This is a genomic window from Microcoleus sp. BR0-C5 (genome assembly GCF_036705045.1).
Classification (GTDB): Bacteria; Cyanobacteriota; Cyanobacteriia; order Cyanobacteriales; family Microcoleaceae; genus Microcoleus.
This window is the reverse complement of sequence record NZ_JAUBTR010000037.1, coordinates 42,650-69,555: the sequence shown is the minus strand read 5'-3', so window position 1 is coordinate 69,555 and position 26,906 is coordinate 42,650. Positions and strand designations below refer to the sequence as shown.

Here is a 26,906-nt window from a genome sequence, read left to right as displayed (position 1 = left end):
GCTACTTATGAACCCAATAGAGACGACAGCATAATTATATTGGTTTGTCAACTACTTCTACTGGACTGGCTCTCTAGCAGACGTTCGCTATAAGCACTACCAATATTATTTTGAAGCATTGCCCACTGTTCAGGGAAATCTAAACGAGTATATATTAGTAAAGCATTTTCATAACATTTGATAGCATTTTCTAAATTTTGTAAGGAATCGCCATAAATTCGTTCACTATGAGCAATGCCTAAATGCTGTTGTGTTTCCGCCCACTCTTCGGGATAATAGTCATAATTACGAACTTGCAAAGCATTATTAAAAGCTTCGATTGCTAATTCTATATTTTCGAGACGGCTACCATATTTGCGATTGAGGTAAGCAATCCCTACATTATTTTGAATCATCGACCATTGTTTACGATTAAATGCTTTTTGATAAGATTCAAGACAGGTAAGATAAAGAACAATAGCTTCTTCTACATTTTCAGCTTGATTCCCTTGAGCATTTCTTAAATAAAAAGTTCCTAAGTTATTTTTGAGCAAACCCCAAATTTCAGGAAATTGACTAGAACAGCAAGCATCTAAAGCAATTTTATAATAGCCGAAAGCTTTCTCAAGGTTATCAAGTTGCTCTCCTTTAACTCTATTTTGATAGCCATACCCTAAATTATTCTGAATTTTCAACCAATTTTCTAAATAAGTCTCTGGATCGTAAATAGTTAAGGCATTTTGAGAAGCAGCAATTGATGCTTCAATATTTTCGGAAAGGTCTCCTTTTAGTCTCTCTAAATAAGCAACTCCTAAGTTAAGTTGTATCAGTCCCCACACTTCTGTAAAAGTCTCAGAATTATACACTTGTAATCCTAATTCATAATATGCAATTGCCCGTTCCAAGTTATCGGAATATTTTCCTGTGGTAGAAAGGTAATAGGAAAATCCTAAATTATTTTGAGTGTTCGCCCAATTGTCGGGATAGTCCTCACGATTATAAACTTGTAAAGTAGCCTCTATCAAACTCCTACCTAATTCTATATTCTGTTCTTTACTTCCCTCGAATCTGCTGAGATATGTGGCCCCTAAATCATTATGAATAAAAGCCCATAATTCAGGAAATTCTTCTTTATTACAACTTTGTAGAGCAGTTTGATAACACTCAATCGCTTTCTCAAGATTATCAGCACGATTTTCTATTTTTTGACGGTAAGCATCTCCCATACAAAATTGGATCGTACTCGATTGTTCGGGGAAGTCTTCAGCACTATAAACAGTTAAAGCCGCTTGATAACACTCAATTGCTTTTTGGAGATTGTCGTCTCGACTATCTTCAATTATTGTACTATAAGCATTACCTAAGCTCTCTTGAGTTTCTGCCCAATGTAGGGGAAAATCAGTATTAGTACGGACTTGTAAGGCATTGTCAAAAGCGGCGATCGCCCTTTCAAGGTTATCTAATTTTTGCCCTTGAATACGATTATAATAAGCTAGACCCAAATTATTTTGAATTCTTGCCCAATCTGTAGGATTATCCTCTTTTGGATAAACAGCCAAAGCAGCTTGATAATATTTAATTCCTAGTTCTATATTTTCCGATTCATCTCCTTTAACACGGTGGAGATAAGCCAAACCTAAATCATGCTGAATTTCCGCCCATTTTAAGGGATAATCTTGACAATTCCACACTTTTAATGCTAATTCAAAAGCAGCGATCGCCCTCTCCAGATTTTCTTCTAAATCACCTTCTACTCTGTCAAAATAAACTAAACCTAAACGATGTTTAATCAAACTCCATAATTCCGGTTCATCGGTATCATTACAACATTGTAAAGCTAATTCATAACACTCAATTGCCCTTTCTAAATTCCTGCTACGGTTCCCAGCAAGGCGAATTTGATAAGCAAATCCCAAATGGTTTTGAGCAATCAACCAATCCTGGTGGTAATCTTCTCGATTGAGCACAGTCGCTACTTGTTGATATCCCGCGATCGCAATTTCAATATTGTTTACACAATCGCCCAGAGTAAATTCTTGAATAAGACCACTAAACGTGCCAATTACAGTGGCTATATCGTAAGCTTCTTCAGACTCTAATTTCGCTAAAACGTCAGTTGCCCAACTTCGCAAAAACCAATCAAAATTATCATCTAATTTGTCTAAATTTTTCTCTAAAATAGGATACACAACTTCTGCATTTCCTTCACTTGCTTCGATTGCTTCTAAGACTTCTATGAAAAAATTTAATAAGTCTTGAGAATTAGCTAATTCAGATCTAATTTGAATTAAGTCTTTTATCTTCGCCACCGCACTCCGCAGCCAGTCAGAGCCCTCTTCATTTTCCTCAACTAATAACTCGTCTGCTACATCCTCCATCACCTCTAATAAACCTTCATTAAGGATGTCTGAATGGTCATCCAAAATATCTCGTTCTTCACCTTCGGGACAGGTACGTAGCATTTCAATTAGGTGACGACAAGCAGAGTTTAGCTGTTCTTTCATGTTACATTTTTTGGGTTAATATCAGTTTTGGTTTTATATCAATTCCGGTTGCACTCGGACATGATATAGAGGAGACGGCAATCCCCTTGGACTACCCGGATTAATTTTAGGGACACGGGGCACTGCGCCGTGTCGAAACCTGTGGGTAATAGACTTCTTGCAAAAGTCCTTTCGATCAAATTTTCGGACGGGCTCTCCGGCCCATCCCACAAGAGAAAAAACTTTTTGTGGGACGGGCCGGAGAGCCCGTCCCAGCTATTTTTGCAAGAGGTCTAATATTAATTCCGATGGTAGGGGATTTGATATCACAGGAGTGCAAGTATCTGTATTGTTACAAATTTATAGGCAAGCGAGCATGATACTCACATTCCTAAAAAACGCTTTTTACAAAATGGGTATGTTCTCAGTTAAAAAAAAACATTTAATTTTTTGTTTCAATGCCCCAAATTCCTGCTAATTTATTTAGCATTTTTTGGGCTAACTGTTGGAGGTGGAAATCTGCGGAAGTCACTTTTTCTTCTCGACCAATTTCTCCCAGAAAAGCCTGTTGTTCAGCAGAAGACTCAACTATTTGATGATGAGGATTAATAGGAAGACTAGCGACTAATACATCTGCTCCTGCATAGCGCCATTTAATGGGCTTAGTAGTTCGGTAAATGCGCTCTAATTGAGCGATAATTTCTGAAAAGTTTTGTGTTTCTAAGAGTTGTCGCACTTCTACGGCTACTGGATCGTCACTTGTCAAAAACTGATTTCCTAATTCCAGACGATAGAGATGATCGATCAGAGCATCTAAGTTTTGGAGTTGGGCAATCTGGATCTGGCTTGGCAACGGAGAATTATCCAGTGATGGGGTAAATCCTAGCAGTTTTCCTGAGTCTAATTTTTCCCCAAATTCAACTATTACATAGCCGATTCTGCCTTCTATGGCTGCTGGTGGAACTACGATCGCACTTTCTCCAAACCAAACCGGGCGGCATTCTAATTTACCCATCCCTGGTAACACTAAATCAGCAAGATCCCACTGGGCACGGACGACTGGATGCCAACTATCGCCTTGAATTAAATCGGGTTCGTAAGCTTGCCATTTGAGGTAGCTATAGACAACATAAACTGCTAAAGTATTCACATAAACTCGTTTGGCAGCCTCGTGCTTTGTCAATTCAGGAGCGAGTTGCAGAGTTTCGGCCGCAAATTTTCGAGCGGTGCGGTGAGCATCAGTACCTAGTGGAACTGTCAATAGCGTTGGGTTTGTGCTTGGCATAATTTAATCTTCTCTTTTGTATCCTAGCTCTAATGCGATCGCTTGGAGCAAGGGACGACAGTTCCTTTCCCAGTGGGATTTTAGAGTTTGGTAGTTGATGTTAAATTCTTTGGCGATCGCAGTAAACTTGTCAGGCGTGGTTTTAAACAGCACCTTTAATGTGAGCACTTGACAGTTACACTCTGGATGATTTTTAGGATGACAGGAGCGAAATTTCCCATCGGGGTCTTCTTGGACGTATTGTTCTAGCTGTTGAATAATATTCTGATAATTTTCTTGCTCTAAAAGTGCGATATAGCCATCCAAACCACTGCGGGTAGGAGTGGAAAAACTTGTTTCTGAAAGCACATCCAGCAACGCAGTTTTAGTATCTGAGCCTCCCAGGGGGGCATCTAAACTGTAGGTGGGCGGTTGAGAAGGTAACTTCAAATCCTTAATGCGCCACTCTAGGTAACTATTTAGCCATTGTCGTAGTCGTGTTGACACATTCGGATCGCTAAGCTTGAAGTTCGAGCAAATACTCTTGTTCACCCATTGCCAGGTTTTATTTAAGGCTTCTAAATAATCGGGATGTGGCGATCGCAGTAGTCCGGGAAGTTCCTGTAGTTCGGCGAGCAATCGGTTCATCGCTTTGCGCCTTTGGGAGCTGTTTTGGGGATACTCGCATACCTCCTCAATTAGTTGGCGCAGCATTTGATCCATAGGTGTTAAATTAATTATTTGAATTCTCAACTCATTGTTGCACCGCTTGGAGATTCTCCGCTAACCAGAGGATGCTCTGTGTTCTGCGTGCACCCGAAAGTTAGAGTTATATTAATTCCGGTTGCACTCTTCATGACTGTTAACTGTTAACTGTTGACGGTTGACTGTTGACTTGGGATCGAAAAACTGAATGATGGTTGAGTGTTGAATGTTGACTCGATTTTAGGCCCGACGCTGAAGCGCGGATTTGATATGACAGATTTCAGATTAATTCAAGTGTCGATCGAGCGTCACAATCGAAACCGGCCGCAACGCATCAAAACGAGTTGAATTTCCCCCAGCCAGAGAACGCGACAACTGCACTTGCATAATTCGGTAACTCCAGTGCGGTTCCCGGCGCACCCGATCGCCCATCCAGCTCAAAACAGTAGCAATATCCTCAAAAGCATCCAAAGCCAGGACTATCGAGCCTCCAGGGAGCAGCCGCAGCGCGCAAACGCCCAAAATTTTAGTCAACCCTCCCCCACTACCGCCAATAAAAATTCGGTGCGGAGGACGCAAGCGGTGCAAAATTTCCGGGGCGGTTCCGTGAATCGAGAACACATTTTGCAGCCCAAAACGGCCGTAGTTCAACTCGATCGCAGAAGTACCAGAAACCGTTTTTTCGATCGCATAAACCTCAGACTGCGGGAATAAACGAGCAATTTCGATCGACACAGAACCGTTACCAGCACCCACATCCCAGACAACTTGTCCCGGTTGCAAAGCCAATTGTCCCAGCACCAACACCCGCACTTCCCGTTCCACCGTCAAACCAGGCTTGTCGCCACAACCGATAAAAGCTGCATCCGGTATTCCCAACAAAGGCAACTTTTCCAAATCCAAAGGTTCTGCCCCCAGCGGGGACTCCCGCAGCATCACAACCACGCTCAGCGGTGCAAAAGACTCTCCCAGCAAAGCTGACAGAGAACGCAGGCCCACCCGCTCGTGGGCAGAACCCAAATTCTCGCAAACCCAAAACTCGTAGCGTGTAGGCAAATCTAGAGCTTTCACCAAATTTGCCAGGGCAGCCGGAGTATGAGTTTCGTCCGCGAGCACTGCAATTTTCTCGACACCGAGTTTGACTTTTGCCGTCAGTTCCTCAAAATAACGTCCTTGAGAGCCAACAAAATGAGCGTCTTGCCAAGGGATTTGCAAGCGGTTAAAAGCCAACTGCACAGAACTGACGTGGGGGTGAAAAGTCAATTTTTCTGCAGGCAATTGGGCAATTAACAACTTTCCCCAGCCGTAGAACAGCGGGTCACCGGCCACTAAAATTACGATCGGTCGATCGCGGGCTTCCACCGTCCCCGCAGAGGGCTCTAATTCGGGTTCAGTCGCCAACCAGCGCTTAATTTCCAGAATTGCTTCGGTCAAATCTTCCAACGCCCAGCGCTCTCCCTCGTGCTGGGGAAAATAGCTCAAATGTCGATCGCTCCCTATTAGCAGAGCGGCCATTTCTACAACCTGCCGCGCCGATTCGCTCAGCCCAGCAGCTCCATCTAAACCTATACCAACAACGTGTACTTTCACTTTTTAAGCAAAAAGTAAAAAACCAGAATTACTGATTTTTCCTGGTTTTTCATAAATTTTTTCCTTGACTTTACTGTCAAACAAAAATAATTAAAGCATTTAATAGGCAATATCCTGACTATTGCCAAAGGGGAGAGAGGGAGAGAGGGAGATGGGGAGAGTGGGAGAGAGGGAGATGGGGAGAGTGGGAGATGGGGAGAGTGGGAGATGGGAAAAAATCTTCCTTCTTCCCTCTTTCCTCTTCCTTCTTCCTTCTTCCCTCTTCCTTCTTCCCTCTTCCTTCTTCCCTCTTCCTTCTTCCTTCGTTAAAACTCAAAAACAGGCCAGTCTGGTTGCCGGAGGTAGGTGGCCATGTCCTCAAACTTCCGTAGTTCCACTCGGTGTACGGACAGTTCTTGCGGCGTGTCCAGCCATTGCTCGTTCAACTCTGACAGCAAAGCGCACAAGCGATCACGGTCAAGGTTCGGCCCGGTGTCCCCAAAATAAGCCAGAGTAATGTGTGCCGTAAAATGATATTGCTGTTCAATTCCCAAAGCCATTAAATCGGGATTTTGATAGATCGATCGGCGAAACTCCAGAATTTGCTTGTAAGAGTTTTCGTCAGTCGGTGCCAAACAAACACCCACAGCTCTAGTCATCACCATCAACCCCAGCACTATCCAGCGAATGGGAGCGCCGCCCGCCAAGGGTTTGCAGGCTGCAAAACGATCTGCCATGCGCGAGCGCAGTTGCTCCTCAAATTCTGGATTTTTATCAGAGGCATCTCGAAAAGCGCTGTTCCAAATTAAATCGGCTACGGTTAAATGGAAGCTATCAGGAGGCAGTGCCACGAGCGCACCCTCCCCTATTTCCTGCAATAGCCGTTGTTGGCTCGACTGCAAATTACTATAAAATGCAGCATTTTCTGCATCTTCCCCCGCAGGCGGCGTAATCACTGAATAACCTGGAAAAGGTACAGGATCTCTCCGGCCTGCTTCGTCGGGCTTAAATTTTGGAGATTCCTGAATGTGTTCCACCTGGGACTTGTAGGAGTCCAGCAGCGTCATTCGCGCCACCCGATTTACGTAAGCTTGATAAGTATCATCCAATCTTGATTTCCTCGCGGTGACATACTCCCACACCAAATTTTATATTATGGCGCGGGCTTCCAACAGCCCTATTCAGGATATGTTGGACAAGCCTCGCCTGCAACTCGGATTTTTTTGGCTAGTGAGCGTTTATGCAAATTTACCTGTTTTGGGGGGAAGACGACTTTGCGATGGCGCAGGCTGTGACAAGTTTGCGCCAAACAGTCCTCGACCCCAACTGGGCTAGTTTTAACTATGACAAAATTATTGCCGATTCCGCCGGATCTGTGGTCGAAGGGCTCGATCGAGCCTTAACGCCGCCCTTCGGTACTGGCAGCCGTTTTGTCTGGCTGGCAAATACGACTGTAACGCAGCAGTGCTCTCCAGAACTGTTGGCCCAATTTGAACGGACGCTGCCGGTGATTCCCCCTACCACCGTGCTGCTGCTGACATCCGTCAAAAAACCCGACAGCCGGCTCAAATCTACCAAGTTAATTTCCCAGTCCGCCGCCCAAGTGCGGGAATTTTCACCGATTCCGCCTTGGAATGACAAAGAATTAGCCCAGCGGGTGCGCCAAGTCGCCGGCGAAATGAACGTAAAATTGACAGCCACAGCGATCGAACTTTTGGCCGAATCCATTGGCAGCGATACCCGCGGGCTATACAGCGAACTCGAAAAATTGCTGCTGTTTGCGGGCAACCGCAGCCAACCTCTGAACCCGGAAGAAGTTGCCGCACTGGTGCACTGTCACGCCCAGAATACTTTCCAGCTAGCCGATGCGATTCGCGAGGGCAATACCTCCGCCGCTTTGGATTTATTGGCAGGCTTAACTGGCCGCAGCGAGCCTGGTTTGAGGATTGTGGCGGGCTTGACTGGTAAGTTTCGGATTTGGCTGTGGGTAAAGGCGATGATCCAAGCGGGCGATCGCGATGATAAAATTGCTCAAGCTCTAGATCTGGGCAATCCGAAACGAGTATACTATTTTCGGCAAGAAGTCAAGAATGCCAGCTTAGAAAAACTGCAAAAAAGTTTGCCTTTGCTGCTAGAGTTAGAAGCTTCTTTAAAGCGGGGGCGGGAAGAAATCTCAACCCTGCAAACCAAAGTTATAGAACTTTCTAGCTTGTTTCGCTGATGCGCGACAGGGCACAGGATCTGCCCCTTACTGTAAATTTTTACAACAAATTTCTTTCTTCGGCTATGTGCTTGATGCCGGATCGCGGGCCAAAAGGTCAATAGATACTAGAAATATTCTCAGAATGCCAAAGTAGAAGTTAATGTGGTAAATAAATATTGTCCGCCGAATGCCGATCGGTTAATATTATTTGCCGGCTCTCCACCCCCCCCAAAAAAAGAGCGCTACCCATGACACAACAGAACCCGCGGGAACTGCTCAAGCAAGGCGATCCAAAAGCGATCGCATCTAGCATCAACCGTACACTCAAACCCAAAGGCATCAACGCCGATGTGACGCGGGACAACGGCTGCCTCCACATAATTCTGGAGGCAGACAAAGTACCGGATCAAATGGTATTGGTCGATTTCATCCGCACCGGCATGACGAAGCTGGGACTTGAATCAATTCACACCGTAAAGGTTTACGGGCGTCGAACAGGTGAGGGATCGCCTACGTGGGAAGATGAAATTGATCTGATGCCTGCGGATTCAATGCCTTACCCGTTGGATAGTGGAATGCCTGACGACTCTGTAGGTTTAGATGATGTCGAGCCCGAAGAGGAAGACTATTATCAAGAAGGAGAATTCGATCGAGATGACGACGAGGAAGACGAAGACGAAGAGCAAGCCCCGCCTCCGAAAAAACAATTTCCCAAATGGGTAATACCTGTGGGTATCTTAGTACCTCTGGCGGCGATCGCAGGGCTTTTCTTTACTAAAACTTTCCCCTTCGGCGACTCTAACCCAGAACCGATCGCCTCCGAAGCTGCTTCCCCCTCCCCCCAACCCTCACCTCCCGCTTCTAAAGCCGCCGCATCTCCGGGCACCCCACAGGCAGCCTCCCCTGCACCAAAACCCGCTCCCACTGCTGCTGCGCCAGCAAGCCCAGCTCCAGCTTCTCCTGCACCAAAAGTCGCCGCGCCTAAGCCTGACTCTTGGAGGGCAGCCGTTAACACAGCTCAGAAAGCAGCAATTTCGGCCCAGACGGCTCAGTCTCAAAATGAGTGGATCGCAGTAGCAAGCGAGTGGCAGCAAGCGGTTAAGCTCATGAGAGCCGTACCGTCAACCAGCCCGAACTATCAAAAGGCTCAGCAAAAAGCGGCAGAGTATCAGGCTAATCTGATTGTTGCCAACCGCAGGGCGGCAGCAGCGCCTTAAGAGTTTTAAGTTTTGAGTTTTGAGTTGAATACTTGATGTGCTAAAAGTCAAAAGTCAAAAGCCAAAAGTAAAAAATCTTTTTTTACTCAAAGCTTTCTTACCTTTTGACTTTTTTCAATTTTATTAAAATTTCATTTAACTTTACCTATTGCTCTGACGGGGTGACAACCCCGTCAGCCTGGTTGCTAAGGATCGCGAATTAAATAACTTACAATTTTAATTGTTATTGTGGGATGGGCGTCCCGCCCGTCCAAAAAGGATGGGCGGGACGCCCATCCCACTTTCAAGAGTGGAAGTTATTTAATTCTCATTCCTAAACACAGAGCTTGGTTTAAATTTGTTCTTCCCCTTGATTAAAACGCTGAATTCCTTGATTTTTATCTACGCGCACAATAGCATCTTTGGGAATATTGAGGATGCCTGTAAATGAATTTTGGCTTACTTTGAAAGCTTCTTCCTTATTTTTGTACTCGGCAAGTTCGCGCTGTAAATTGTCAATTGTCTCTTGAAACCGAGCGGCTTGTCTGAGCATTTCTTGTTCTGAAAAGTCCAGCAATTGAATCAGATTAGCCACTTGATATTCAAGTAATTGGGTTTCGGCAAGATTGTTATTAGTAACAAAAATTTTAGAAGTTTCTGAATAGTCAAAAACACTTTTTTTTTCGGGCATGGATAATGCGGTTTTGACACTAAGTGCCAAATCTTTAAACATTTCAGCCGTGCTTTGGGGAATTTTAACTTTTAGGAACATCACTACCGCAAACACACTTCCTGACGGCAGAAGTCCCCCAAATCCCAAGACAGACTTGACGTGGTAGGGAATAATTAAAGAATTTTGCTCAGGAATAAAGGGGCTGCCTTTTGCCTCTGATACGTGAAAAATATTTAATACTGCGGGTTCTAATTGCAGGAACCTTTCTCGCTCAATTCCGAGGAATGTAGGAATGTCTAAACCAAACTGCCGGATTATTTCCGAAATCGCCGGCATTTGAGCCACTAATTTTGTGCTAACTAATGGAATAGCTGTATTTTCTGCTGCGGTGTGCCGAGAATTCCACTGCGGTTCTGTGCCTGCTGCTGCTAGCAGAGTCCAACATTTCATGTCGGCGGCGGGGGAATTGCCCTTCATCAAGCGGCGCGCGGATTGTTGCAATAAGTCTTCTAATTCCCCGTAGGGATGAGTTTTGAACAAACGCACTAAGGCACAGGTATTTTCTCCAGTTTGCGAATTGCAAAAATGTCGGTAAATATAGTTAACAATCTTCTGGCTGCTGGCTTCCATACTAGCAGTATTTCTACCGAACTGGCGCAGGACTAAGCTGCATTTCGCCATGTCTTGCGGGGTAAATAAGGTAATATCGTACATTAAAAAATGCTCTCCAAGAGCTCAAACACTGTTTTTCATTTATCGTTAAGGCCGCTAAGCCATCCGGAATCCTACTGAGAGTTTTGAAGAAAGTGTTATATCAAATCCGGTAGCATCGGAATTATTCCTCTCTGTATTCTCTCCCTCTGCGTTCTCTGCGCCCTCTGCGGTTAAATCATTCCGATACAACCGGAAACGATATTAGTTAAAATATGTAGAAAATTTGCCCGCCAAATGCAGCGGTTGTATGCCAGGATACAGAAATTAAGATTAAAAAAAAATCTATCCCCTAGGGTAGGCCACAAGGACAGAAAAGCCGATGTATAATTTATGGAATAATTTTTTACGATGACTCGCCCATAGGAATTAAAGAAACAAGGTTTTTCAGCGGATATGCCTCGCGTTGTATTGGGCATTTTCGTAGATAAAAGTCGGTTTCTGGGTCAGCCATATTCACAGAAATCCTAGAAACTAAAGCTGCAATTTTTGTGGGGGCCGATCGCACGCCGATGTGGAAACTTGGTAAAATTTCGTCAGTCTTGGACGCAGAAACCGGGTTTGGCTACAGAGAAAAAACCCGGTTTCTTTGGTTTTGGTAAGTAGACGCTGTGTCCAAAACTTTTAACAAGCCCAAACAACTCTACTCAGCAGGTGAAGACTTTGCTTCCAGGGCATCTTTAGCAGACAATCCCTGATCTTGAACGCCAAAATACCACAAACTAGCAGCAGCTTCGGCACGAGTGACTGATTTCTTCGGCTGAAACAGAGTAGTAAAACCAAAAACCCGGCGAATATTCGCCAAATCTCCATTGTTAAAATCAGCTAAAACTGCCCGCGACGCCTGGGAATCAATCTTAGAAGCATCTTGAAAACCCCACTTTTCTTTCACCCCGTCAATGTTAGCTGTCGGTAAAACTTGACGACTATCTAAAGGCACTTTCCAGAGAATCATTGTTTCGCGAGTTAAAGGTGCATCCGGGCGAAATTTCACATCTTTAGTTTCTCCCGAAAGCGAACTGGGAATTACACCGGCTTCTGCTAAACCTTGAATTGCTGAAAAATCCGGATCAGTTTTGGGTACGTCAGAAAAAGCCGGTTCGCTAGAGTTTACTGCTAATCTAATTTGTTTGGCTTGACGGCTAGCATAAATCTGATTGTTAGCTGCTACTAACCAGCGGGCGTATTCGCGGCGAGTGACAATTTTGTTGGGTTTGGGTAAAGTGCGGCCACTTTCTAAATTAGCACTTTCGGTCGTTCGCACTTTCAGCACTTCCAACTGACTTAAATCTGCCACAAACTGCCGCAACTGTTGAGGAATTTGGGTGTCTAGTTGGCTAACGTTTGCTGATTTGGGTGAGGCGGATGGTGTTGGAGTAGTTCCCTCTGAATTAGAGGGAGTTGGTGAAGCGGTTGGAGATGCGCTAGACTCGGAATTATTAGGTTGGGGACTGGCGGCAATTTCTGGGCTTTCTTTGCTGTAGTCGATCGCAAATTCTGTAGAACCCCCTACTTTCTGAGTTGGAGAAAGCGACACTGTTACCCGCAAATTATCTCGGGTTGCTACTAAAGAACCTTGTCCCTCGGCGGTTGGGCGGCTAACTATTTCCCAGTTGCCACGCCCAAACTCTGTAGAGTAAAAGTTCTGAACCGAATTAACCGGATCAGTGCTCTCCCAGCGCAGCCGCACATTTTTTGGCGACGGATCGGTTTGCTCACCAACTTCGATTAACTCAGCATTAGGATATAGTGGAATCTCTGTCGGGAAATCGGGAGGAAGTTTGGCGGTAGAGTTTGTCTCAATTGCTGTCGCTGGTGGCGGGGAAGAGAAAACCACTGGATTTTGTTTTAATTTCGGATCGGCGGCTAATGATTCTTCAAGTGCCTTGCTGTTGGGGCTGTTTGCACAACCTGTGACAGCAGCCAGCAGACACACCGCTAGCCAAGTATTTACAGCAGCGAGTATATTGGTTTTATTGGTTTTAGTGATTTTAGAGCGTCCTTGAGAGTTGCCTCGCCGTTGAGTAAATATAATATTCAGCATAAATCCCCCCTTTGCGGATATATTTCTAGGCTAGCGCAGATCGATCGGGCAAATATATTTATTAAGCAAATGAAATTTCTGTATATACTTCTAGTTACTGCTACATTACTTGTCTCGCCTCTCAAGTTTGCCCGTTCCGCTGCATCTCAATTAGCCCCGCTGCGGACAGCCATTCAGACGCCAGAGTGGCAGCCATTTTGCTCAGCGATGGGTCAGTTTGCGATAGATATGCCGCCCAATCCCAAAATTAATTCCGAAATTTTTTCAAATCAAATTATTGCTCATACATACCGATCGAACTTAAAAAACAAAGAAACTTTTTGCTTCAATACTTTGACCTAGATTTTCGGCTGAGGAACAATAATATCAATAATATCAGAATTACTTTAAATAATGCCGTTGATTTTTTTGTCGTGGCAGCGAATGCTAAATTGTTGCAGGTGCGGGATATTTCCCTCGGAGGCTATCCGGGAAAAGAGTTTGAGTTTCAGCCGCTTTCCCCCACTGAACCGATAGGTGTGGGCCAAGTTTTTTTGGTGGAAACGCGCGTTTACGGGCTGGTAGCCACTACCCCAGAACCAGAAAATGCTCAAAAATTTCTCGACTCTTTTCGTTTGTTTTGAAGCCCGAAGTTTTACGATGAGTAGTGTAGCGAGATTTAACGGATTTAATGGATGGATGTTGAGGGAAGAAGTCCCCGGTTGGAGGTTCGAGGGAAAAATTTGTTGGGAGTGGCGATCGAATTTATTAATAAAACTTACGCTTTTAAACTTGGTTTATAGGAAAATATTGGCTTTGGTAACGAAAAATGAAGCCATCTACCGAGTTTCTGAGCAATAATGCGGTCAGAACTCATTAAGTTAAATGTGACTTAATACCTTATATTGTTTTTTGTACTCTATCTAACGGTATAGATAAATTTTACACCTGTGGAGCGATGTAGATACTTCCTCAAGTTTATATATTTGATATAAGGATTTTTAAATCGCAGAAAGCACAAATAAAGATGCTGTCTTGATCCATCTGGCTCCCATCTGGCTCAACGAAGTCAGGGAAGTCAGGCTCATCGAAAGCTTACCCGGAGGGTATTAACATATTATGAACAAACTAACACCCATTCTCCTCAGCGGCATCCTATTATTTGGAGCTGCTGCTTGCAGCGAGGGGGCTAAAACTAGCGCTGATGCTCCTAATACTACCACAGAAAATACGACCAGCCCGCCCCCAGCGGAGACAGTTCAAAAAACTCAGGGTGACGCAACTAGCGATATTCGCAGAGCACAAGCAAATTCTGATATCAGGGCCAGAGAACAGCGCAACAATGTGACGGGCGGTGATGCCATAAGAGCCGATGGCGACATCCAAAGTGAAGTGCGCTCCAAGTTAGAAGTAAACATCACTCAAGGTGCGCTAACTGTTGACGCAAAAGATGGGCTTGTAACCGTAGGTGGCACAGTTCCTAATCAAACTGATTTAGCTAAAATTGAGCCCTTAGCGAAAGAGATCAAGGGTGTCAAAGATGTGAATGTTACGGCTGTTGTCGCCCCTGCTGCACCCGCATCGCCTAGCAGCAATCAATAAATTAGCCGGAATAAGTCTGAGGGAAAGATGTAGTTATCTAGGATAGAAGTCTGAGGGAAGAGGGTAAAGTTTGGCATTGTAAGATTGCTTGCGGAGCAGATTACAAGGCTTAGGTGACTCTCTAGAGAGATGGGGGTTTTAAGTGAAAGAGTTTAAATTTAATTGTAAATTCACCCATTCAAAACTCGCGCAATACCTGCAACTTCCCCTTCCCAATTTCCGATTTCTTATCCTGGAGAATTAGTGGGAAACCAACCTGAAGATAGAGCGGGAAGTTATTCCCAGCGACCGATGAAAATTGTTGGGAAAAAATGACTAAATGTGATTGATGGCAGAGCATAAATTCTGTGGTTGTGTAAAAGTAGTATATTTTTCAGGAGAACAAAAATGGCTTTAGGTCAACACAAGCGAGCTGTAGGAGCATTTTCTAATTACCGAGATACGGAACTAGCCCTGATGGAACTGCAAAGTACCGGGTTTCCGATGAATAAAGTTTCGGTAGTTGGCGAAAATCTTGATCGCAGCGAAATTGCGGGCGCTAGCACTGGTACTGGTAAGGGTACCGACGACAAAGTGGGCGGCGGCGCAAAAGCAGGCGCGACAGCGGGAGTCGTGACGGGCGGTTTGATTGGGTTACTCGGAAGCATTGGAGCGCTAGCGATTCCAGGAGTGGGCCCGGTGATGGCGGGGGGTGCGATCGCAACTCTGCTGGCAGATACTGTAATTGGAGGCGCGATTGGCGCAGCAGCAGGCGGTTTGGTCGGCGGTTTGGTCGGCTTGGGAGTTCCCGAAGAAAAAGCTAAAGTTTATAACGATCGCGTCTCGCGCGGAGAATATTTGGTATTCGTAGAAGGAACAGATGCCGAACTTGCCACAGCCGAAGGAATTATGACTGTGCGGGGCATTCAGGATTGGGGCATTTACGATGTGCCTGCAGACACCGGCCGCAGAGCTTCGGGTCGCCAGAAGCGCGCCGTGGGAGTGTTTTCAACCCGCCGCGAGACGGAACACGCACTGGGAGAACTGAGAACTGCCGGTTTCGACATGGATCGGGTTTCGGTCATCGCTAAGGATGCTGAGTCTAAAGGCGACATCGCAGGCATTGACGTGCACGACAGCGCGGACAACAAATCCGATGAAGGGGCCACAAAGGGCGCACTCACAGGTGGTACTTTGGGCGGTTTGACAGGCTTGTTGGTAGGTCTGGGCCTAGTGGCAATTCCGGGAATCGGGCCGATTATGCTGGCAGGAGCCTCAGCTACGGCGATCGCCACTACACTAGCCGGTACGGCTTTGGGTGCGGCAGCAGGCGGCTTGATCGGAGCTTTAGTCGGTATGGGAATTCCCGAAGAGGAAGCTAGAGCATACAACGATCGGGTGGCGAAAGGAGATTACTTGGTACTGGTTGACGGTAGCGAAGCAGAAGTCGCTAGAGCTGAAACCATTCTGAGCCGCGGAGGCATTCAGCATTGGAACACCTACGACTATCCCAGCGTCGATAGTGCTCGCGCTGATTACGGCGCTCCTGGGACTCCAGGGGTTGATACTACGCCCGGTATTTATGATCCCAATCAGGGCGTTACCGGCAACCGTCGGGTTTAATAATTCAGACTTTGTTTGGGTATTTTTTCTACTTTCTGCAGGGTAGTCGCACTCGCGCGATCGGATTGTGGAAAGTGTTCCCACCAACACCGGCTACCTAGCGGTTTTACGCTTCGTCGGTAAAATTATCTCAAAAGTCGGCTTTTTCTCTGAAAGCCGGCTTTTGTTTTGTTCTGGAAACTTAAAAAAGCCACCTGTCAAAAGTTTAATTTTGATTAGGGGCCCAGTCCGTGATCTGGGCTTTGCGCCGGAGGATCGATCGGCTCCCTTAATTTTTATACCCTAAATCAGCAGTGTTTTTTTACTCTGTAACACTCACTACAGCTCGATTGCCAACCCCGCAGTATTATCAAATTTGATGACATAAATTACAGCAGATATTGCCCAGTTAGTCAAAGAGCGACTATCTTTAATTATGGGGTGGGTAATTTCACCAACTTATACAGGTGAAGTAGCCCGTCCCGCGCGCCCAGAAATGCCTGCGGTGGTCGGCAAATATTAGAATAGTAATAATTGTCGGAGCCTTCGGGCAAGACTTAGGCTGGTCATTAGTTGGCTGTAGCAGCCGAATTGCCGTTGGCAAGACCTGCTACAGGAATACAGTTTTTCTGGGAATGCCTCAGCGAAACATTTGAGAAGCCCAGGAACAGCTTTTATGTCCGAGCGCGTCTGGTGTCGGGTGTTCTGTTAATTAGAACCGCAAGCGCTCATGGATCGAGTAAAGATTGACAGCAAGCACAGCAGCGCGGGAGCACAATGGCTCGCGGCGTCTTTTTTCGCGAAATCTCAGGCTCAGCGCAGCGTATTGTTTGCTTTGCCTGCGACTCGCTCAGCACTCCGAGGGAAACAGCCTTCCTGTTGGATTTCACTGGCGCGTAGCACAGTGGGGGGAGGTGACACTAGCTGAGCTGACCGGGCTCTGCTTTCATGGGCTATCGAAGATAGAAGGCACTTATGTAGAAGGCATTTGGGGTTGAAGCTCCGATATCTTGTTTCTTGATTGCACTAATAAATTCGATCGCCAGTACCAGCAATTTTTCCGGTCAGAATGCGGCGCGGATGCCGCCAGCAATACCCCAAATATTTGATCGACCTTGACAAGATCGATCTACAACTTCTCGGTATTTTGGTAAATGGTTAGCAGTTAATAGTTAGTGATTAGCAGTTAGTATAAATACAACTAACAATTAACAACTAACATCAACCGCCAACTAATTACTAGCCAAATAAGACTTACAGGGCTTACACGCGGCGAGAAACTAGGTTTCTTCATGACGACCGCGCTGAAAACACCCAGATTATTTATTTACGACAAACCGGGTTTTTCGTGAGTTATAACTAGGTGAGCAGGGTGATGCTAGAAATCAACCAGTTTTGACAATTGTTAATGTGGCAGTATAGGTTGAAAAAACTTACTGTCAAACACGATAGTACAAATTTTCAGACAACAGAGAACATCGAGAAATTAAGGAAACTCACTCAACTTTTTTTATGAATTTCACTGAACTTTTAAGTGCCGATGAACTTTTAATTAGACATAGAAACGGGGAACGAGATTTTCGAGGGGCTAACCTCATTGCAGCTCATTTGAGTGAAGCTAATCTCAGCCGAACAAATTTGAGCAGCGCTAATTTGAAAGGCGCCAACTTAATTAAAAGCAAACTGATTGGAGCTAATTTAAACGCCGCCGACTTGAGCGGGGCTAATTTGTCTAAGGCGAAATTAATTGAAGCTAACCTGGGGAGTTCTAGTTTAACTGGAACTGTGGCGATCGCCGCAGATTTTAGCGGAGCAAATCTCAGCGGAGCGATATTGTCTCAGGCTGACTTGAGCAAAGCTGTGATGACGGGAGCGAGTTTAGTAGGAGCTTGTTTGCTAAGCGGCTCAAAACTAACGGAGGCTAATTTGAGCGGGGCGACGCTGAGCCGAGCAATTATGAGCGGGGTTGATTTAAGCAGAGCAAATCTGACGAGAGCGATTCTCAGCGAGGTAGATTTGAACGGGGCGAACCTGAGCGGAGCAACTTTAACGCGGGCTTATCTCAATCGCGGAAATCTCAGCGGCGTCAATTTGGTTGGGGCTTGTTTGAGCGAAGCAAGTCTGCGGGAGGCTTCTATTTGCGCTGCTAATTTGAGCGGTGCTGACTTGAGCGGTGCTGACTTGCAATCGGCCAATCTAAATGGCTCTAATTTGAGCGGTGCCGACTTGCAGGGAGCTAATTTGAGTAAAGCTAATTTAAATGGTTTGATTCTGCACAATGCTGATTTGAGGGCTGCGAATTTGAACAAAGCTTCTTTGCGGGGAGCTAACTTGAGCGGTGCGAATTTGGCAGGTGCTAGCTTGCTGGAAGCGGATTTGCGGGGGGCGAATTTGAGTCACGCCAATTTGTCGGGAGCGGGTTTGCTGCTGAGTTCTCTGACCGGGGCGAATTTGACAGGAACTAATTTGTCGGAGGCTAATTTGATTGGGGCGAGCTTGAATGTTGATAATTTGAATGAAGCAGCTTTGGGCGGGGCGATTTTGCCGAATGGAGCTACTCACAGCCGGGATTGATAAGTTCATTAAGGGAAAATAATTTTGAGTTTTAAGTTAAATAATCTTTAATTTAAAACTCAAAACTTTTCGAGCTTCAGCCCCAACGCCAACTTCTTCAACCGGATTCGCGGTATCAACCCTACTCTCAACCGCAATTCTGTCGCCGTGCAGTTCCCCAAGTTGACGCGCGATCGCCAGCCCCAATCCCAAACCCCCCAAATTTACGACTTATGGCTCCATCCTCCTAATCTTCATCTTTCTTTGTGAAACATACTTGCAAAATTTTTGACACCGTGCTATGGTTAAAAGGTTTGAGACTTAAAAATCAATAGAGGTAAAACCCCGCAGAATGAAACAATTGGGAACCCATCTGGTCGCTGATGCTTGGCAGTCTCCTGGAGACCTGCTCAACGATCCTGAACGTATCCGCCGCGCTATTCTCGATGCGATCGAAGCCGGAGGAGCTACTCTCATCGATTTGTGCGTACACCAGTTTAGTCCTCACGGAGTGACAGCTACTGCTACTTTGGCAGAGTCTCATATAGCAATCCATACTTGGCCTGAACACGGTTATTTTGCAGCAGACTTATTTTTCTGCGGAGCCGGCGACCCTCACCGAGCCATGAAGGTGCTACAGACAGCTTTGGAAGCTAAACAGGTAAAACTCACTGAGTTCACGCGCGGTTTCGAGCCCGGGGTGGGCATCCTAGAATCTGCTTGTGAAGAGCAGTATGCGCCTCGTACAGTAGAAACGAGTGCCGCCAGAGTATAAGGGCCAATTAGCGTAACTTTCAACATTTTATGCTAGGTTCTGCTTAAAATCCCACGGCTGGAGCCGTGGGATTCTTGTTGGAATTTACTTTTTCATTAATAAAGGGCGGACAACTAAATAACCTGCACCGAAAGCTGCAATCACAATCAGAAAAATCGCGATCGCCAACCACAATCCGCTTAAATCTGAGGTTTTTTTGAGTTGTGATCGCACACGGTAAGGAGTTTCCGGCACCTCTGTAAATAATTTTTCGGGAAGTGGCTGCGGCATCGAGGCGGCTGTTGGCTCCGGTTCCGGTAGTGGGAAGGGGAAAGCGACTGTCTGAGGTGGTTGAGGTACGGCAGAGTTACTCTGCGAGGTTACAGGTGGTGGGGGCGGAGGTTCAATGCTGAAATTGAATTTGACTGACGGCATTTGAGGCATCCCTGTCTGGGTGATGCTCTGAGCCGAGTTGACTACTTGCTGTAACTGTTGGGATACTTGAACTACTGTTTCTACTTCTCGCCGCAGTTGTTGATTTTGTTGGACTAATTGCTGATTGTGGGTTTTGAGGGAGTCCACCATCGCTTGGGCAGCTTGCAGCTCTGCCGTGACTTCTCGATAGAGGGAAATTGGTACTGATGGAGAGTAACTATTTGAGTTTTCAGGGGAAGTATTGTCAGATAAGGTAGTATTTTGCATAATTATTGTAGATGGCGAGGGTGAACTTGTTTTAGTTTAGCCTGAGAGTATTTGCAATTAGATCGATCGCAACACAATTCGTCAAGATATTTGTTACAGATATTGAACGTAAAATTAATTTAATGTTACAAGTTTTTAGTTGATCGCTATGAACAACCACGCACCCGAACAAACTATGTCGCAAAAGTCAAGCACCGAAGAAATGAAATACGGCGAACGCCAGATTTTGGAAGGGGAGTTAATTACTTTTCCGAATCCGCGAGTCGGGCGGCGCTACTCGATTAACATTACGTTGCCAGAGTTTACTTGCAAGTGTCCGTTTTCTGGCTATCCCGATTTTGCGACAATTCACGTTACTTATGTGCCAGACGAGCGGGTGGTAGAGTTAAAGGCGCTGAAACTGTACGTTAACAGTTATCGCGATCGCTACATTTCTCACGAAGAATCGATCAATCAAATTTTAGACGATTTTGTCGCAGCTTGCGCGCCGCTGGAAGCGACGATTAAGGGCGATTTTTCGCCACGGGGGAACGTCCACACCGTGATTGAGGTGCGACACGAGAAGTAGAAGGCTCAGCCTTTAAATGTGCGTTATCAGGGCTGTTAGATACCCGACTTCTTAAAGAAGTCGGGTATCGGAGTATTCTGTTTTTTTAGCCCTTGCTCATTTAACGAGATAAATTGTTATCAAAGACTAAAGATTATCCGCTGCTGGTTGGAGGCGGTATTGTTCGCGGACGCTCAATAACTTAGTCTTTGAACCATTTGGTTCTAATGCTTCCGTTAGCCAAAGCTCTTGCTGATGTTTGAGGTTTATAGCCCGCCGGATTTCTTTCACCTCCTCCCGACAAATACCTAGCTTATCTGCCATGCGGTTATGAAGATTCAATTCTGACCAATCAATTTTGCCATCAGCAACGGCAATCTCCCAAGCTGTACATAATATTAGGCGATGCTTTAGTCGCTCTTTATTGCTTTGATTACAACTTTTTTCCCGATGTTCTTCATCAAAAAGAATACTCGTTTTCATGATTTCATCAAAACTATGCCGTTGTTCTATGGCTTTCCGAACCAAATCTCGCTCTTCCTTTCTCATACCGGAGGTAGTCATCAATCTATCTATACTATCTTTCTCCTTCTCATCTAATTCACCGTCAATCCAAGCTATTGGTAAAGCAGCCATAATTATATCTGATAAAAACTTACTCATCTTGGCAGCTTCTTCTTGATTTTTCCAGCCCGTCAGACCGCTGTAAATCCCGACAGTTGCTAATACTCCCAGTCCAACAGGAGCAGCAAGCGTCAGCAATGAGTAAGTGGATGCACTGACAACAACACCAGTTGCTGTCCCAAAAATGCCCCCAATAACAGGGATGCCGTGAAGAGTTGTCAAAAGACTAGCCGGCACAAATACTGAGGTCGCAACTGCTGAAGCGCCAGCGCCCGCCAAAGCCCCTACAGTTGCACCTGTCCCTAGTGCAAAAGCATCTTTTGTCCAATCTTGCCCCTTATTTTGCTTTAATAAGTCGGCACTTATACCTTGATACTCTGCCACTGAATTTTTACCAACATATAAATTAAATCCTTCTAATTCACGATCGATATAGCTTTGATAAGATTTATCACTAAAGTTGATGCCACGCTTACAGCCCTCTTCATAAATTTTCTGGCTGGCCTCGTTAATAGTAGATTTAACTTTCTTCCAGGATTGGTCAAAAATATCTTTTAAATCTTTAATATCGGTTTCTATGTCATTTAATCCAGCAAAACCTTTTCCTCTTAGTCGCTCTAAGTAATAGCCTTTATTCATGGCAAAAATCATATCTAAAAGTGCCAGTGCCACCACAAGAGCAATAGCGCCAGCAATGGGACTGGTAATAGCACCGATCAGGGGTACACCCGTCCAAGGTATCAAGGAATAAGCCATGAAAGTCACAATGCTACTAATTACCAGTAGTCCACCCGTAATAATTTTTTGTTCTTTGGCAGATGAGTCAATATCTGAATACAAAATTTTGAGGAGGCGAATATATGAGGGAATTTTGGCAATGCGAGTCAGAGCGAAGTTGATAACAGGAGCCAGTACAGGAATTAAAAGAGCGAAAAGCACACTTAGTGCAGGTAAAACTGTTTGAATGACAAAAGGAACGATAATTGGCATAAAAAAATACAAGGATAAGTTGATCCCTAGTTATTGAGTTTTTTAAAATTTAAATAACTATTGGTAGATGATATCTCTTGTTGTGAAGATTTACAATTGTATAGTCACTGAATTTTATTAAAATTTACGTGATTAGCAGTACCATAATTTACGTAAATTCACTTATTTTCCGATATAAAATCTATTGAATTCGTGTCACCAACTAGGATCAAACCCATAATGAAGGTCGCTTGTAGTCGAGTCTCTATCCGCCTAAATGCCCTTAAAAAGGGAGTAGGGCGTGACTTTGAATGCTCTTCCCCCTTTTTAAGGGGGGCTAGGAGAGATCGAGGGGATTGTGACTCAGACAGAAGACTGATACTACCTTTTACCTGGTTGTTGACATCAATGGTGGGCATTGCCCACCATAAAATTAATTTTGACTAGCTAGAGAAGTCGGCGCTATTTCGCTCTTTTCTGCCTCTTGTTTCGATTCTGCCAACTTGTCCAAAATCTCCACAACTTCTCTTTCAAAAGTCACCTGAGCACGATTTGTGCGCCCGCCGACGTATAGTTTACCGTCCTTTTCCAAAGCCCAAATCTGCGAGTGAGACAGATAGCTCATCAGCACGCTGAGCATCAGCAACCCGAAGCCAGTATAAACGATCGGAATACCCGGATCAGCTTTAATTTGCAATCCCGTACTGCCTACAACTTCGTCAATTGTCAGCATGACTCCGTTAACTTCTACCGCCGTGCCTGCGCGAACTGTAGTTAACAATTTGCCATCCGTACCGTAAACTAACATCGTTCCTTGCAAATCTTTTGCTAGCAGAGAAACTCCCGCACTCAAGTCTGGTTTTGTGGGAATCCAAGCACCCCAAATTCGGCCTTTACCTTGAGTGTCTAACTGAGCCATTGGCAATTGTAAAACCGGGCTTTTGTTGAGGCGAACTCGCACGGCGGCTATTGCCCAATCTGCTTGATAAAAAGTGACTCCCCGGTATCTGAGGGGCTCGTTAACATGAATGGTTTTGCGATCGACCTCTTGGCCTGTTTTGTCCAAAACTGACAGGTCAGAGTAAAATTGGTCGATCGCACCGCTCGGACTATAATCGATCCAAAACCGATTAACTCGCATCGACCAATCCTTCGGTATTTGCGGCCCCGCCCAAGGCCCTGCATCCAGGATATTCTGCACCTGAAAAGTTTCGCCGCTAGGCACCATTTCTTGACCCATAAATCCCGTCATCGATCCCAAGATCGAGCCAGCTAAAATAATTAGCATACTGGCGTGAACAATAATCGGGCCGATTTTACCAATTATTCCCTTGCGAGCATAAACTTTTTCCCCTTCTCGAAATATGCGGTAGTTTTTTTGCTGCAAAAGTGGTTCTAACAAAGTTAAACCAACTGTTTCTAATTCCGCACTGAGAGCTAATTTTTCAAACTGCTTTGGTTCTTCATAAAATTTCCAGCGCCGGGCGGCTTTTAATGCGGGAAATTGTCGGGTAAATGTACAAGCAGTCAAGCTGCTGCCGAACAAAATTAGGATTGACAAAAACCACCAAGTCCGGTATACGTGGTCTAGTCCTGCAATTAGCACAACTTTCCAAGTTAGGAAGCCGAACAAAGCAGGGTGTTCTGGATAGTTGGATTGGTAAAAGGGTACTGATTGGCCTTGTTCGATGACGGTGCCGGAAATGCTGAAAAATGCGATCGTCAGCAGCAAGATAATTGCCAGCCGCAAATCTGCTAGCACCGGCAAGATTTCTCGCTTGAAAAACCTTTGAGGGGCAGTCGCCCAGTTTGAGAGTTTTGATAGAAATACTTCTTTTGATGTCATTGGTAATTATGAAGGAAGAAGGAAGAAGGAAGAGGGAAGAAGGAAGAAGGAAGAAGGAAGAGGGAAGAGGGAAGAAAGAGGATAGAATAACAAAAGATGAACAAAATATTATTATTTTTAGTGAAAAAGTCTCCATCAATTTTGGATTCTTTCTCTTTTCTTTCTTCCTTCGTGTTCTTCGCGTCTTCGCAGTTCGTTAAAAACAACTTAATTCACGCATTCAGTAGAGATTGCTATATCTTTAAATAAAGACTGAAGCCCTTACTACTAAACTTAAGCGGGAAGGATTCGGGAAAGCAGAGAGAAAACGCCAAATCCTACTAGCAAAACGCCGCTAACAGGCGTAATCCAACTCGACCACCGACGTAATTCTAACAACTTTTTAATGCTGGCAGTAAAAGTACCTGCTATTATTAGCGGAGCGACGTAGCCAGCAGCGTAAAACAGCAGCAACACACCACCTAAAACTGTATCTCCCGTTTTGGAAACCCAAGCTAAGAGTGTAGCTAAAACAGGAGTGCTGCAGGGAGAGGCTACTAAACCAAAAGTTAAGCCCAATAAGTACGATCGCACACCCGCCGGCAAATCTTTCGGAACCCACCCCACAGCGTCGAAAGACGGCATTTGTAAGGGTAAAGCTTCGAGTAAATTCAGCCCCATTAGAATAGCAATAATGCTGACAAGAATCGGCAAACCCAGGCCTATTTTGCCGTAAACTTGTCCGGCAAATGATGCTACAATACCTAAACCCGCAAGGGTAGTGGCTAATCCCAGGGAAAACCACGCAGACTGGGCTGCGGCTTGCAGGCGACTTTTTGCTTCGTATCCACCGATGTAGCCGATCGTGATCGGCAACATTGAAAGCATACAGGGCGTTAAGCTCGTTAGCAACCCTGCCAGAAAGATGACTCCGACGCTGACTAAACTGAGGTTGGTCAGTTGAGTATTTACTAAATTATTAGCAAATTGTGCGAGTTCGTAAAGTTGAGTTTGCAGGGTTTCCATCAGTCGATTTTAGATTTTAGATTTTAGATTTTAGATTGACTCACAGCCCATCGATTTTAGATTTTAGATTTTAGATTATTAGATTTTAGATTTACTCCACAGCCCATCGATTTTAGATTTTAGAGAGTCTCTACAGATGAATCTGGGAGTTTAAACTAAATATCTAATTTTTTTGCTCTTCACGACTCCTGTCGGGGGCTTGTACCCCTAGGCAGGTGACTTCAGGTTCGCGGGTGTTGTGGCTTTGTTGAAAATTGTAACAGATGCGTGCAGGTTCGGTTTGAGATTTAAGATTTTAGCGATATTTACTGGTTGGGAGTTAAAAAGTCGATCGCACCCTGGTTTAAATTGATATCTTGACCGCAAGCATCCAGGATACCCGCCACGTGATTCATTCCGAAAGCAGACTCAGTACCCAGAAATAAAAACCTGTATCCGATGAAACTTGCCGAACGTATTTATCCGTGGGGTCAAGGCTTCAATCTAAAATCTAAAATCTAAAATCTAAAATCGATTGACAGCATCCTCAACAAGCTGTTGGCAACGGGCGCAGCTTGGGAGTTAAAAGGTCGATCGCACCCTGGTTTAAATTAATATCTTGACAGCATCCTCAACAAGCTGTTGGCAACAGGGGCAGCTACACCCGATAATTCATTGACTGCGAAATCGCCCCGAAAGCCTGTTGTTGAAATTATTCAAGCAGACTTTAATTTAACTCTACTTTAAATTAAAGCCACTTTCTTCATTAATAGACCCGTCCGGCATTATTGCCCCAGCCAGCACCGCACCTCTGAAATTTGCTCCCGTTAAAGTAGCGCCTTCTAAATTAGCATTGCTCAAATTTGTGACTTGTTTGGAACCTCGGAAAAAGAAGCTGTGCAAGTCAGCACCTGTTAAATTAGTGTCGGCTAAATTAGCATATTGCAAGTCAGCACCGTGCAGCGTCGCATCCGTTAAATTAGCTTGGGTAAGATTGCTTCCCCAAAGTCGAGAATCTAAGACATTAGCATCTTGTAAATTGGCGCGGCTCAGATTTGCTAAAGTCAGATTAGCATCCCACAACTTCGTGCCGTTGAAATTAGCTTCTGTCAAATTGGCTCGACTGAGATCCGTGCCTAAAATCTCAGCATTTGCTAAATTAGCGCCGGTGAGATCTGCGTCAGAAAGGTCAGCATTTTTTAAGTTAGCACCGGACAAATTAGCACCGGACAAATTAGCGCCGGACAAATTGGCTTCTTGGAGATTAGCGCCCCGCAAATCGACAGCGCTCAAATCGCATTGCTTCCACAGAAAGCTGACGCACCAATTATCTTTTAATAGGTGACTCAAATCCTCCCCATTCGCGGCCATCACAGGAGGAGTTAAGTAGAGAGTGAACAGGACGATCGCCAACACTGCAGCGAAGAAAGTTTTCAACCTCATAACTTTTTTCATTGACACTAATTTGTGCCATTAATTATTGATGTCTAATCAAAGCATAGCAAATAATCGGCAACTTTCCTCAGCAATATTACTCAAAAATATTAGTAATTTGTGGAACAGGCCGGAAAGCCTGTTAAGCGAGAATGTTGCTCTGGGCGTGAGTAAAAACCGGGTTTAAGATGGCCGTGTTCGATGGACAAATCCCGATCGAATATCGCTACAAAGTAATACTTGCTGCGGGCAGTTGCGATCGCTCCCCCAGGGGCATACCTGCAAACAATCCCGGTAGGAACTGCTCAATATGGCAAGAAAGAAACCGCCAAGCTAGCCTAAAAAGCTTATAGGTAAAGGGTTGTAGACGCATTTTTTCACAATTGCGATCGTCATCACTAACTAAGCCCAACTTTCATCACACAAGTCAAGCCCCAGCATCACCAAATCTCATCAAACTTATCACGTTCCTGAGACTACGGATATCACTGTCAGTAGCTGAAG

Annotated in this window: 26 protein-coding genes; 11 read left to right on the top strand and 15 right to left on the bottom strand. The window is 45.0% G+C overall.

The annotated features are described in order from the left end of the window. Positions 1-47: 47 nt before the first annotated feature. From QUB08_RS18580 to QUB08_RS18555, 6 genes are all read right to left on the bottom strand, one after another. Complete coding sequence (locus QUB08_RS18580) at positions 48-2,483, bottom strand: hypothetical protein (RefSeq protein WP_333226090.1); 2,436 nt, start codon at positions 2,481-2,483, stop codon at positions 48-50. A 421-nt stretch (positions 2,484-2,904) separates the two neighbouring features. After that, positions 2,905-3,747: a DUF1822 family protein gene (locus QUB08_RS18575; RefSeq protein ID WP_333226089.1), complete on the bottom strand. Its 843-nt coding sequence runs from the start codon at positions 3,745-3,747 to the stop codon at positions 2,905-2,907. Between the two features lie 3 nt (positions 3,748-3,750). Next, a complete protein-coding gene (locus QUB08_RS18570; RefSeq protein ID WP_333226088.1) occupies positions 3,751-4,449 on the bottom strand; it encodes a hypothetical protein in 699 nt (232 codons plus the stop codon). 267 nt (positions 4,450-4,716) lie between these two features. Further along, the gene (cbiE, locus tag QUB08_RS18565; RefSeq protein WP_333226087.1) at positions 4,717-6,021 is read right to left on the bottom strand and encodes a precorrin-6y C5,15-methyltransferase (decarboxylating) subunit CbiE; all 1,305 of its coding nucleotides are present in this window, start codon (positions 6,019-6,021) and stop codon (positions 4,717-4,719) included. 118 nt (positions 6,022-6,139) lie between these two features. Further along, positions 6,140-6,337, bottom strand: coding sequence for a hypothetical protein (locus QUB08_RS18560; protein ID WP_333226086.1), 198 nt, complete (start codon positions 6,335-6,337; stop codon positions 6,140-6,142). Continuing rightward, positions 6,327-7,067: a DUF1868 domain-containing protein gene (locus tag QUB08_RS18555; protein ID WP_333226093.1), complete on the bottom strand. Its 741-nt coding sequence runs from the start codon at positions 7,065-7,067 to the stop codon at positions 6,327-6,329. The genes QUB08_RS18560 and QUB08_RS18555 overlap by 11 nt, the downstream gene beginning before the upstream one ends. Positions 7,068-7,240: 173 nt before the next feature. Between QUB08_RS18555 and holA the strand changes: the two genes are divergently transcribed. Both holA and QUB08_RS18545 read left to right on the top strand, forming a co-directional pair. Continuing rightward, positions 7,241-8,221, top strand: a complete 981-nt coding sequence (gene holA / locus QUB08_RS18550; RefSeq protein WP_333226085.1) for a DNA polymerase III subunit delta — start codon at positions 7,241-7,243, stop codon at positions 8,219-8,221. Positions 8,222-8,451: 230 nt separating this feature from the next. Continuing rightward, a complete protein-coding gene (locus QUB08_RS18545) occupies positions 8,452-9,420 on the top strand; it encodes a hypothetical protein (protein ID WP_333226084.1) in 969 nt (322 codons plus the stop codon). Positions 9,421-9,751: 331 nt separating this feature from the next. Here QUB08_RS18545 and QUB08_RS18540 read toward each other — a convergent pair whose 3' ends face one another. Both QUB08_RS18540 and QUB08_RS18535 read right to left on the bottom strand, forming a co-directional pair. Continuing rightward, a complete protein-coding gene (locus QUB08_RS18540) occupies positions 9,752-10,786 on the bottom strand; it encodes a histidine kinase (RefSeq protein ID WP_333226083.1) in 1,035 nt (344 codons plus the stop codon). Positions 10,787-11,426: 640 nt separating this feature from the next. Then, a complete protein-coding gene (locus QUB08_RS18535; RefSeq protein ID WP_333226082.1) occupies positions 11,427-12,827 on the bottom strand; it encodes an S-layer homology domain-containing protein in 1,401 nt (466 codons plus the stop codon). Between the two features lie 69 nt (positions 12,828-12,896). Here QUB08_RS18535 and QUB08_RS18530 point away from each other — a divergent pair, with 69 nt between their 5' ends. The 6 genes from QUB08_RS18530 (at position 12,897) to QUB08_RS18505 (ending at position 18,563) form a co-directional block, all read left to right on the top strand. Then, the gene (locus QUB08_RS18530) at positions 12,897-13,169 is read left to right on the top strand and encodes a hypothetical protein (RefSeq protein ID WP_333226081.1); all 273 of its coding nucleotides are present in this window, start codon (positions 12,897-12,899) and stop codon (positions 13,167-13,169) included. Further along, positions 13,148-13,450 (top strand): hypothetical protein, encoded by a 303-nt coding sequence (locus QUB08_RS18525; RefSeq protein WP_333226080.1) that lies wholly within the window; start codon positions 13,148-13,150, stop codon positions 13,448-13,450. Before QUB08_RS18530 ends, QUB08_RS18525 begins: the two co-directional genes overlap by 22 nt. A gap of 16 nt (positions 13,451-13,466) precedes the next feature. Continuing rightward, the gene (locus QUB08_RS18520) at positions 13,467-13,667 is read left to right on the top strand and encodes a hypothetical protein (RefSeq protein WP_333226079.1); all 201 of its coding nucleotides are present in this window, start codon (positions 13,467-13,469) and stop codon (positions 13,665-13,667) included. Positions 13,668-13,925: 258 nt separating this feature from the next. After that, positions 13,926-14,408 carry a BON domain-containing protein gene (locus QUB08_RS18515; protein WP_333226078.1) on the top strand — a complete coding sequence of 161 codons (483 nt, stop codon included), beginning with the start codon at positions 13,926-13,928 and terminating at the stop codon, positions 14,406-14,408. Between the two features lie 387 nt (positions 14,409-14,795). After that, entirely contained in the window at positions 14,796-16,010 is a 1,215-nt protein-coding gene (locus QUB08_RS18510; protein ID WP_333226077.1) for a histidine kinase, read from the top strand. 1,491 nt (positions 16,011-17,501) lie between these two features. Then, positions 17,502-18,563 carry a pentapeptide repeat-containing protein gene (locus QUB08_RS18505; RefSeq protein ID WP_333226076.1) on the top strand — a complete coding sequence of 354 codons (1,062 nt, stop codon included), beginning with the start codon at positions 17,502-17,504 and terminating at the stop codon, positions 18,561-18,563. A 36-nt stretch (positions 18,564-18,599) separates the two neighbouring features. Here the strand turns inward: QUB08_RS18505 and QUB08_RS18500 are convergent, their stop codons facing one another. After that, complete coding sequence (locus tag QUB08_RS18500; RefSeq protein ID WP_333226075.1) at positions 18,600-18,764, bottom strand: hypothetical protein; 165 nt, start codon at positions 18,762-18,764, stop codon at positions 18,600-18,602. Between the two features lie 130 nt (positions 18,765-18,894). Here QUB08_RS18500 and speD point away from each other — a divergent pair, with 130 nt between their 5' ends. After that, positions 18,895-19,317 (top strand): adenosylmethionine decarboxylase, encoded by a 423-nt coding sequence (gene speD, locus QUB08_RS18495; protein WP_333154953.1) that lies wholly within the window; start codon positions 18,895-18,897, stop codon positions 19,315-19,317. Between the two features lie 84 nt (positions 19,318-19,401). Here the strand turns inward: speD and QUB08_RS18490 are convergent, their stop codons facing one another. Further along, positions 19,402-19,998, bottom strand: a complete 597-nt coding sequence (locus QUB08_RS18490) for a hypothetical protein (protein ID WP_333226074.1) — start codon at positions 19,996-19,998, stop codon at positions 19,402-19,404. A 148-nt stretch (positions 19,999-20,146) separates the two neighbouring features. Between QUB08_RS18490 and queF the strand changes: the two genes are divergently transcribed. After that, on the top strand, positions 20,147-20,566 hold the full coding sequence (gene queF, locus QUB08_RS18485; RefSeq protein ID WP_333226073.1) for a preQ(1) synthase: 420 nt from the start codon (positions 20,147-20,149) through the stop codon (positions 20,564-20,566). Between the two features lie 126 nt (positions 20,567-20,692). Here the strand turns inward: queF and QUB08_RS18480 are convergent, their stop codons facing one another. Continuing rightward, positions 20,693-22,159, bottom strand: a complete 1,467-nt coding sequence (locus tag QUB08_RS18480) for a TerB family tellurite resistance protein (RefSeq protein WP_333226072.1) — start codon at positions 22,157-22,159, stop codon at positions 20,693-20,695. Between the two features lie 412 nt (positions 22,160-22,571). Further along, positions 22,572-23,984 (bottom strand): cytochrome c biogenesis protein, encoded by a 1,413-nt coding sequence (locus tag QUB08_RS18475; protein WP_333226071.1) that lies wholly within the window; start codon positions 23,982-23,984, stop codon positions 22,572-22,574. Between the two features lie 8 nt (positions 23,985-23,992). On the opposite strand from QUB08_RS18475, the gene QUB08_RS18470 reads away from it, so the two are divergent. Next, complete coding sequence (locus tag QUB08_RS18470; protein WP_333226070.1) at positions 23,993-24,184, top strand: hypothetical protein; 192 nt, start codon at positions 23,993-23,995, stop codon at positions 24,182-24,184. 73 nt (positions 24,185-24,257) lie between these two features. On the opposite strand, the gene QUB08_RS18465 is transcribed toward QUB08_RS18470, so the two are convergent. From QUB08_RS18465 to QUB08_RS18455, 3 genes are all read right to left on the bottom strand, one after another. Then, positions 24,258-24,989: a cytochrome c biogenesis protein CcdA gene (locus QUB08_RS18465; RefSeq protein WP_333233091.1), complete on the bottom strand. Its 732-nt coding sequence runs from the start codon at positions 24,987-24,989 to the stop codon at positions 24,258-24,260. A gap of 717 nt (positions 24,990-25,706) precedes the next feature. After that, positions 25,707-26,423: a pentapeptide repeat-containing protein gene (locus QUB08_RS18460; RefSeq protein WP_333226069.1), complete on the bottom strand. Its 717-nt coding sequence runs from the start codon at positions 26,421-26,423 to the stop codon at positions 25,707-25,709. A 205-nt stretch (positions 26,424-26,628) separates the two neighbouring features. Continuing rightward, positions 26,629-26,775 (bottom strand): hypothetical protein, encoded by a 147-nt coding sequence (locus QUB08_RS18455; RefSeq protein WP_333226068.1) that lies wholly within the window; start codon positions 26,773-26,775, stop codon positions 26,629-26,631. Positions 26,776-26,906: the final 131 nt, after the last annotated feature.

Coding starts and splice junctions, on each gene's coding strand:
- QUB08_RS18580 (WP_333226090.1), bottom strand. CDS start 2,483: ATGAAAGAACAGCTAAACTCTGCTTGTCGTCACCTAATTGAAATGCTA.
- QUB08_RS18575 (WP_333226089.1), bottom strand. CDS start 3,747: ATGCCAAGCACAAACCCAACGCTATTGACAGTTCCACTAGGTACTGAT.
- QUB08_RS18570 (WP_333226088.1), bottom strand. CDS start 4,449: ATGGATCAAATGCTGCGCCAACTAATTGAGGAGGTATGCGAGTATCCC.
- QUB08_RS18555 (WP_333226093.1), bottom strand. CDS start 7,067: ATGACGCTGCTGGACTCCTACAAGTCCCAGGTGGAACACATTCAGGAA.
- holA (WP_333226085.1), top strand. CDS start 7,241: ATGCAAATTTACCTGTTTTGGGGGGAAGACGACTTTGCGATGGCGCAG.
- QUB08_RS18545 (WP_333226084.1), top strand. CDS start 8,452: ATGACACAACAGAACCCGCGGGAACTGCTCAAGCAAGGCGATCCAAAA.
- QUB08_RS18540 (WP_333226083.1), bottom strand. CDS start 10,786: ATGTACGATATTACCTTATTTACCCCGCAAGACATGGCGAAATGCAGC.
- QUB08_RS18535 (WP_333226082.1), bottom strand. CDS start 12,827: ATGCTGAATATTATATTTACTCAACGGCGAGGCAACTCTCAAGGACGC.
- QUB08_RS18530 (WP_333226081.1), top strand. CDS start 12,897: ATGAAATTTCTGTATATACTTCTAGTTACTGCTACATTACTTGTCTCG.
- QUB08_RS18520 (WP_333226079.1), top strand. CDS start 13,467: ATGAGTAGTGTAGCGAGATTTAACGGATTTAATGGATGGATGTTGAGG.
- QUB08_RS18515 (WP_333226078.1), top strand. CDS start 13,926: ATGAACAAACTAACACCCATTCTCCTCAGCGGCATCCTATTATTTGGA.
- QUB08_RS18510 (WP_333226077.1), top strand. CDS start 14,796: ATGGCTTTAGGTCAACACAAGCGAGCTGTAGGAGCATTTTCTAATTAC.
- QUB08_RS18505 (WP_333226076.1), top strand. CDS start 17,502: ATGAATTTCACTGAACTTTTAAGTGCCGATGAACTTTTAATTAGACAT.
- speD (WP_333154953.1), top strand. CDS start 18,895: ATGAAACAATTGGGAACCCATCTGGTCGCTGATGCTTGGCAGTCTCCT.
- QUB08_RS18490 (WP_333226074.1), bottom strand. CDS start 19,998: ATGCAAAATACTACCTTATCTGACAATACTTCCCCTGAAAACTCAAAT.
- queF (WP_333226073.1), top strand. CDS start 20,147: ATGAACAACCACGCACCCGAACAAACTATGTCGCAAAAGTCAAGCACC.
- QUB08_RS18480 (WP_333226072.1), bottom strand. CDS start 22,159: ATGCCAATTATCGTTCCTTTTGTCATTCAAACAGTTTTACCTGCACTA.
- QUB08_RS18475 (WP_333226071.1), bottom strand. CDS start 23,984: ATGACATCAAAAGAAGTATTTCTATCAAAACTCTCAAACTGGGCGACT.
- QUB08_RS18470 (WP_333226070.1), top strand. CDS start 23,993: ATGAAGGAAGAAGGAAGAAGGAAGAGGGAAGAAGGAAGAAGGAAGAAG.
- QUB08_RS18465 (WP_333233091.1), bottom strand. CDS start 24,989: ATGGAAACCCTGCAAACTCAACTTTACGAACTCGCACAATTTGCTAAT.
- QUB08_RS18460 (WP_333226069.1), bottom strand. CDS start 26,423: ATGAAAAAAGTTATGAGGTTGAAAACTTTCTTCGCTGCAGTGTTGGCG.
- QUB08_RS18455 (WP_333226068.1), bottom strand. CDS start 26,775: ATGCGTCTACAACCCTTTACCTATAAGCTTTTTAGGCTAGCTTGGCGG.